Origin of the sequence: Pseudomonas sp. CM27 (assembly GCF_013179515.1) — a bacterium.
Lineage (GTDB): Bacteria > Pseudomonadota > Gammaproteobacteria > Pseudomonadales > Pseudomonadaceae > Aquipseudomonas.
The window spans coordinates 1-821 of record NZ_JABMCN010000475.1; the positions used below are offsets into that span (position 1 = coordinate 1).

The 821-nt window shown below is 64.1% G+C and carries 1 protein-coding gene; it reads left to right on the plus strand.

Translation table 11 applies throughout. The features are described from left to right. Positions 1–821: 4-hydroxybenzoate 3-monooxygenase (locus HP547_RS29045; protein ID WP_172288949.1), on the plus strand; the 821-nt coding region annotated here is incomplete at both ends.

The window sequence follows — 821 nt, forward strand, 5'->3', positions numbered from 1 at the left end:
CGCAGCGCATGGACAGTGAAGGCCTGGTACATGAGGGCGTCGAGTTGCTGGTTGGCGGCCGCCGTCAGCGCCTGGACCTCAAGGCCCTGACCGGGGGCAAGACGGTAATGGTATACGGCCAGACCGAGGTTACCCGTGACCTGATGCAGGCCCGTGAGGCCAATGGTGCGCCGATCATCTACGCGGCCAGCAATGTCCAACTGCATGAACTCAAGGGAGAGAAGCCCTACCTGACGTTTGAAAAGGACGGCCAGGTGCATCGGGTTGACTGCGATTACATTGCCGGGTGTGACGGATTCCATGGTGTATCGCGGCAGAGCATTCCCGAAGGCGTGCTGCAGCAGTATGAGCGGGTCTACCCGTTTGGCTGGCTGGGCCTGCTGTCGGATACGCCGCCGGTCAACCATGAGCTGATCTACGCACACCATGAGCGCGGCTTCGCCCTGTGCAGCCAGCGGTCGCAGACGCGCAGCCGGTATTACCTGCAGGTGCCCCTGGATGATCGGGTGGAGGCGTGGTCCGACGAGCGCTTCTGGGACGAACTCAAAGCCCGTCTGCCCGCCGATGTGGCCGCCGACCTGATCACCGGCCCGGCGCTTGAAAAAAGTATCGCGCCGCTGCGCAGCCTGGTGGTCGAACCGATGCAGTACGGCCACCTGTTCCTGGTCGGTGACGCCGCCCACATCGTCCCGCCAACCGGGGCCAAGGGCTTGAACCTGGCTGCGTCGGACGTCAACTACCTGTACCGGATCCTGGTCAAGGTGTACCGCGAAGGGCGCACCGACCTGCTGCAGCAGTACTCGCCGCTGGCCTTGCGCCGG